Origin of the sequence: Armatimonas sp., assembly GCF_031410135.1 — a bacterium.
Taxonomy (GTDB): domain Bacteria; phylum Armatimonadota; class Armatimonadia; order Armatimonadales; family Armatimonadaceae; genus Armatimonas.
The window spans coordinates 1-6,002 of record NZ_JANNYP010000644.1; the positions used below are offsets into that span (position 1 = coordinate 1).

The window sequence follows — 6,002 nt, forward strand, 5'->3', positions numbered from 1 at the left end:
CCCCTCGCTACGCCATGAGTTCTTTGATCACTTTCGCGGGCTCCACTCCCGTGAGCTTCTGATCCAGGCCCTGGTACTTATACGTGAAGCGCTCATGGTCAATGCCCAGCAGATGCAGCACCGTGGCGTGGAAGTCGTGGACATCGCACGGGTCTTTGACGATGTTGTAGGAGAAGTCATCGGTCTCGCCGTAGACGGTGCCACCTTTGCTTCCGCCGCCTGCCATCCACATCGTGAAGCAGCGCGGGTGGTGGTCGCGCCCATAGTTCTCTTTCGAGAGCCCACCCTGGGAGTAGATCGTGCGCCCGAACTCTCCGCCCCAGATAATCAGCGTTTCTTCGAACAGTCCCCGGTTCTTCAGATCCTGGATCAGCCCCGCACATGCCTGGTCAATGTCTTTGCACTGGCTGGGCAAGCGCCCCGCGACATTGGCATGGGTGTCCCAGTTATTGAGATAGACCTGGACAAAGCGCACACCGCGCTCGACCATGCGCCGGGCCATGAGGGCAGTGTAGGCAAAGCTGCCCGGTTTTTTCGCCGCCTCGCCATACAGCTCGTAGGTACTGGCAGGTTCGTTGGTGATCGCCGTTAGCTCCGGTACCGAGGCCTGCATCCGAAACGCAAGCTCGTACTGCGCGATCCGGGTGTGGGTCTCCTCATCCCCGACGGTCTGGTAGGTGAGCTGGTTAAGCGCCTTGAGGCCATTGAGGGTCGTGCGGCGCACGGTTGGGTCAACCCCCGGAGGATTGTTGATATAGAGGATCGGGTCGCCCGCCGCACGGAAAGAACAGGCTGCGTGCTCCCCAGGCAGGTACCCCGACTGCCAGAGCCGCGCCGAGATCGCCTGCACCTGGTCGGTATTGGTTGGCTGCGCCACCAGCACCACAAACGTCGGCAAGTCGGAGTTCATCGAGCCCAGGCCGTAGCTTGTCCACGCGCCGAGACACGGACGCCCCGTCACTTGGTTGCCAGTCTGCATGTAGGTAATGGCGGGCTCGTGGTTGATCGCCTCCGTGTGCATCGAGCGAATAAAACAGATGTCATCGGCCTTGGTCGCCAGGTTCGGCAGTAGCTCGGAAAGCCACATCCCGCTCTTGCCATGCTGCTTGAAGGCGAACTTGCTAGGCGCGATCGGGAAGCGTGCCTGGCCACTGGTCATGGTCGTCAGGCGCTGGCCCTTGCGAATAGACTCAGGGAGATCCTGGTCGTACATCTTGACCATCTCCGGCTTGTAGTCAAAGAGGTCCATCTGCGGTGGCCCCCCGACCATGTGGAGATAGATCACGTGCTTGGCCTTGGGTGCAAAGTGTAGCTTAGGCAGTGCCCCTGGTACGGTTTTGTACTTTTGTTTCGGCAACGTTTGTGCAAATGCCTCGCCCCCCAGCGCGGAGAGCGCCGCCATCCCGAGCGCATTGGCTCCACTGCGCAAAAACTGCCGCCGGGTCTCTAAGCGCACCCACTCCGCAATTAGCGGATCAATCGGTTCTTTTTCACGGTTCATACTGCTGTCTCCAAGATATAGACGAGTGTGCCGAAGAGCTCCGGCAAGTCTGTGAGGGTGTATCCCACGGTCTCCAAGGTAAAATCGGTACCGACGAGCTTGCCAAACTTCCATAGCTCGCCATCGGTGACAATGCCATAGACCGGCTGATCCGGCCTCTCGTTGATTTTCTGTGCGGCGATCAGCTCGGCGAGGCACTGGCCCCAGCCCTGCTCAAAGTCGTTTTTCTTCGCCTCAACCACCACCACCAGCGGCGTCTCCAGCACGGTCTTTCCCAGCGCCGACTTGGTCGCGATCAGATAATCAGGAATCCCCGAGAGCTTCTCACTGTAGCTCAGCGGCTTCTGAATCCAGAAGGCGTACCGATCTGCGAAGCGCTTGTAGGCTTCCCGGAGAAGCGGCGAGATCACCAGCTCCGTGCGCGATGCCTCGGAGGTGAAGATATCCATGTTCTCGCGGCTGAACTCCAGCTCGGTCAAGAAACTCTGTGGCGGCGGGACAGGCTCCGCAAAAAGAAAGCGCTCCTCGCGGTAGGTAATCCCAAACTCCCGCTGTGTCTGGGAGATATTTTTATAGTCGCTAAAGGCCATCACACTCTCTCATTTCTCGCAAAACCCGCTCCTGCTCCAACATCCAAAGCCGCAAGCACGCCTCCTGAGCTGGCTTCCATTGTGCTCTCTCTTCAAGCTTAATATGGTAAGGTTCGTGCCCAATTTTCTGATAGTACTCTAGCAAAATCTCCCGAGCGCGAGTATCAAAAACCATCGCGGCTTGGCTACAGTCATCAACATACCAAACACGACTCTCAGAAATATTTGTCTCGAACCATTCTGCATGTTCGATAAAACCTGGCAGATGACCTCGCTCATAACCAGGGCCGTAGTAAGAGTCTCCCAAGTTCACTTCCAGAAAAATGCTCTGTGGGAAGACATCCCAAATAGAGTCTTTTCCTAAGGTTGGGTAGCTGAGAAATCGCCAGTCTGGGGCAAGTAGCTCCGCAAAACGCTCTTCACCAATATCTGCCCGATACGAATCAAGCCCCAGGTCGAAGCTCACCACAAACGCATCTCGCCAGCGTGCCCAATCCTCCGAGGTGGTGGAGTTGGGGACTTGGACATAGAGAATCGCACCGGTTGGCATGGATTATTTATTCAACACCTCGTCTAGGTTGAGCATCTGGTTGGCAAGCATGGTCCAGGCGGCGAGCTGGGTGGTGTTGAGACTGGGGTCGGGCTTGGACTCGCCGAAGGTGATCAGCTCACGCGCTTCTTTGGGATTCTTGTCGTAGTAGGCTTTTAGCTCTGTCAGGCTTGTCTCGGTGATGATGCGCTCGGTCGTTCTCAGCGGACGGGACAGGAGGCGATGGGAGAGATAGTCTAGAGCATTGCCACTCTTGAGGGCGTTGGTGGCGAGCTGGCGTGCGGCCTCGACAAACTGGACATCATTGAGCGTGACGAGTGCCTGGAGAGGCGTGTTGGTGCGCTCGCGCTTCACCACACAGGTCTCGCGGTTGGGGGCGTTGAAGAGTTCCATCGAGGCGGGCGGTGCGGCGCGCTTCCAGAGGGTGTACATCGAGCGGCGGTAGAGGCTCTCGCCCGTGTCCCTTCTATAATCGCGGGTGTTGGAGCCGATCATCGCCACGGCCTCCCAGACCCCATCGGGCTGGTAGGGCTTGACACTTGCGCCGCCGATCTTCTTGACCAGCAGGCCACTGGTTGCCAGGGCATAGTCGCGCACCATCTCGCCGTCCATGCGGAAGCGTGGACCACGCGAGAGCAGGCGGTTGTCGCGGTCTTTTGCGCGTTTCGCAGGGGTGAGAAGGGCGGCCTGGCGGTAGGTGCTGCTCATCACCAGCTGCTTGAAGAAGCGCTTGATGTTCCAGTCCTTCTGAAAGTCCAGAGCGAGCCAGTCGAGGAGCTCCGGGTGGCTAGGCAGCTCGCCGGTGATCCCAAAGTCGCCCGCTGTCTTGACCAGGCCGGTGCCAAAGAGCTCCTGCCAGTAGCGGTTGACCGTCACGCGCGCCGTCAGCGGGTGGCCCGGTGAGAGGAGCCACTTGGCCAAGCCCAGGCGGTTCTTGGGGAGCGCAGGGCTCATGGAGGGGAGCGCGGCGGGGGTCATCGGTGAGACTTTATCGCGGCGTTTATCGTACTCGCCCCGGAAGAGGACGTAGGCCTCGGGGGCGTTTGTCTTCTCATTGGCGACATGCGCCACGGTGCCACGCCCCTTGATTGCCGCCTCCTCGCTCTGCAGGCTCGCCAGCTTGCTGGAGAGCTCCTTGAAGACCGGATCGCCGGATGCCAGCCAGCCGGAGAACAGCTCGTCGCGTTGGGCGGGCTTGAGCTTGTCGCTGCCCATCGCCAGCAGATACTCCGAGCGCATCGCCATTAGAGCCGACACCTCGCTGGCAGGAAGCACACGGTTGTAGAGCCGCACATCTTGCAATCCCAGTCCCTCAATCGGGCTGCTATTGCTGCGCTGTCCCAGCTTGAAGGGAGTCGTCGTCTTGATCGTCCCCTTGAGGTTCTCAGCCTGGACATCGGTGGCTTTCTCCAGTCCATCAACAAAGACCTTCAATCCCGAGCGCTTCAGGCTCCCATCGTAGGTAATCGTCACGAGGTGCCAGACCTTGGGAGTCAGCGCCTCTTGCGTGACCACTTTCAGCGCGTCTTCAGGCCACTTGGAGATAATATGGCTCCCGACTTTATTACCCTCGACCCACATGTCCCAGCCCCGGTGCGCATTGCTCTCGTCCATGCGTGCCACAATTGCACCGCCCGTGTTGCCCTCGGGGAGCCTTACCCACGCGGAGCACGTGAACGCCTGGTTGTTCTCAAAATCCCCTACATCGGGCAGGGAGATCGGCCCACCGGGCTTTTTCTGGAAGGCTTTCTCAGAAAGCTGGCCGTCGGTCCAGTTCACCCCAGATCCCTCGGCACTGTACTTTACAGGCTTGCCCTCATGGATCGCCGCAAGCTCCTTGCCCTTGCCCTCGTCGAGCTTGGCCTGGAAGAGTAGCCCCTCGGTGGGAGCGGCCAGTGCGGTGCGGGTCGGTGATGTCAGCCACTTGTCAAAGTCCGCCTTTGCCGTGGCCTTGCGTGCCTCCGTGGCCTTCTTTGCCTCTCCTACCTCTTTCTGAACAAGCGCGAACCGGGGACGATCCGCGCTCACGGGTACCTGAATAATGGGCGGCGTGTCTTTAATATTGCCGTCCATAGCGTTCTGGGTCGTGTTATTAAAAAACGCCGAGAGCGCATAGAAATCTTTCTGCGAGATCGGGTCAAACTTGTGGTCGTGGCAGACCGCGCAGCCCGCCGTGCTCCCCATCCAGACCTGCGCCGCTGTCTCGGTGCGGTCGCGGGTGTACATCACGCGCACCTCTTCATCAATGGAGCCGCCCTCATTGGTGGTGATATTGCAGCGGGTGAAGCCCGTGGCGATACGCTGATCCAGTGTCGGCTCTGGCAGGAGATCACCGGCGAGCTGCTCGATGGTGAACTGATCGAAGCGCATGTTTTGATTGAAGGCTTGGATCACCCAGTCACGGTACGCCCACATCTCGCGGTAGTTATCGAAGTGAATCCCGTGTGTGTCGGCGTAGCGTGCGGCATCGAGCCAAGCACGCCCACGGTGCTCTCCCCACTGCGCGGTCGCCATAAACTTATCCACGAGCTTCTCGTAGGCATTGGGCGCTTTATCGGCCACAAACGTCTCAACATCGGCAGGCTCAGGCGGCAGGCCGGTGAGATCCAGCGCCAGCCGCCGGGCGATGGTGCGCTTATCGGCCTCGGGCGCAGGCGTGAAGCCACTTTCCTCCAGCTTGGACAGCACAAAAGCATCAATCGGGTTGCGAACCCAGGCCGCGTTCTTCACCTTGGGCGGGGTCTGCGATTTCGGGGGTAGGAAGCTCCAGTGCTGCTCGTACTGCGCCCCTTCGCCAATCCAGCGGGTGAGGAGCGAGACTTGCTCGGGCATGAGGCGCTTGTGGCCCGCCGCCGGTGGCATGGTGAGGGCGTCACTCTGCGGTAGTCGAACGCGGCGGAGCACCTCACTGGCAAGCGGGTCGCCCGGCACAATTGCCCCTTTGGCTCGTGCCTCGGCAAGCCGATCAAGCCGCAGTCCGGCCTTACGAGATGCCGAGTCGGGGCCATGGCAGGGGAAGCAGTTCTCTGCCAAGATAGGTCGAATATCCTGGTTATAGGTAAGCTTTCGTGCGATCGGAGCCGCCGGTTTCTGTGTTGCCGGCGCGGCTCCCACACCAAAGGAGACCGCCAGCAATCCGGCCCCCATGCTCACTCCCACAATGGTTCTACGCATGAAGGAATTTTAACACATTCCCCGAGGGTGGTCTACTCTCGGGGAGATATTAAACTTAAAGGATCCTGCTAGAAAACACCACGCGGCGACGTGGTGTGATTCTTTACGGATTCAGCGCCGCAAGAACGCAGAGAGCAGGCTGGTTTCCCACGTTCGTGACCTGTCCAGGAACTGCCGCTAAAGGCCC

4 protein-coding genes are annotated in these 6,002 nt (G+C 59.5%); all 4 read right to left on the reverse strand.

Annotated features, from left to right (window positions below; translation table 11 throughout):
• Positions 1–7 precede the first annotated feature (7 nt).
• Genes RMO15_RS23600 through RMO15_RS23615 form a run of 4 tightly spaced genes read right to left on the reverse strand, consistent with a single transcriptional unit; the run spans position 8 to position 5,815 of the window.
• Positions 8–1,501, reverse strand: a complete 1,494-nt coding sequence (locus tag RMO15_RS23600) for a DUF1501 domain-containing protein (protein WP_309718187.1) — start codon at positions 1,499–1,501, stop codon at positions 8–10.
• Positions 1,498–2,091 carry a hypothetical protein gene (locus tag RMO15_RS23605; protein WP_369016158.1) on the reverse strand — a complete coding sequence of 198 codons (594 nt, stop codon included), beginning with the start codon at positions 2,089–2,091 and terminating at the stop codon, positions 1,498–1,500. Before RMO15_RS23605 ends, RMO15_RS23600 begins: the two co-directional genes overlap by 4 nt.
• On the reverse strand, positions 2,081–2,641 hold the full coding sequence (locus RMO15_RS23610; RefSeq protein WP_309718193.1) for a hypothetical protein: 561 nt from the start codon (positions 2,639–2,641) through the stop codon (positions 2,081–2,083). The genes RMO15_RS23605 and RMO15_RS23610 overlap by 11 nt, the downstream gene beginning before the upstream one ends.
• Before the next feature lie 3 nt (positions 2,642–2,644).
• Entirely contained in the window at positions 2,645–5,815 is a 3,171-nt protein-coding gene (locus RMO15_RS23615; RefSeq protein ID WP_309718196.1) for a DUF1553 domain-containing protein, read from the reverse strand.
• Between the last annotated feature and the right edge of the window lie 187 nt (positions 5,816–6,002).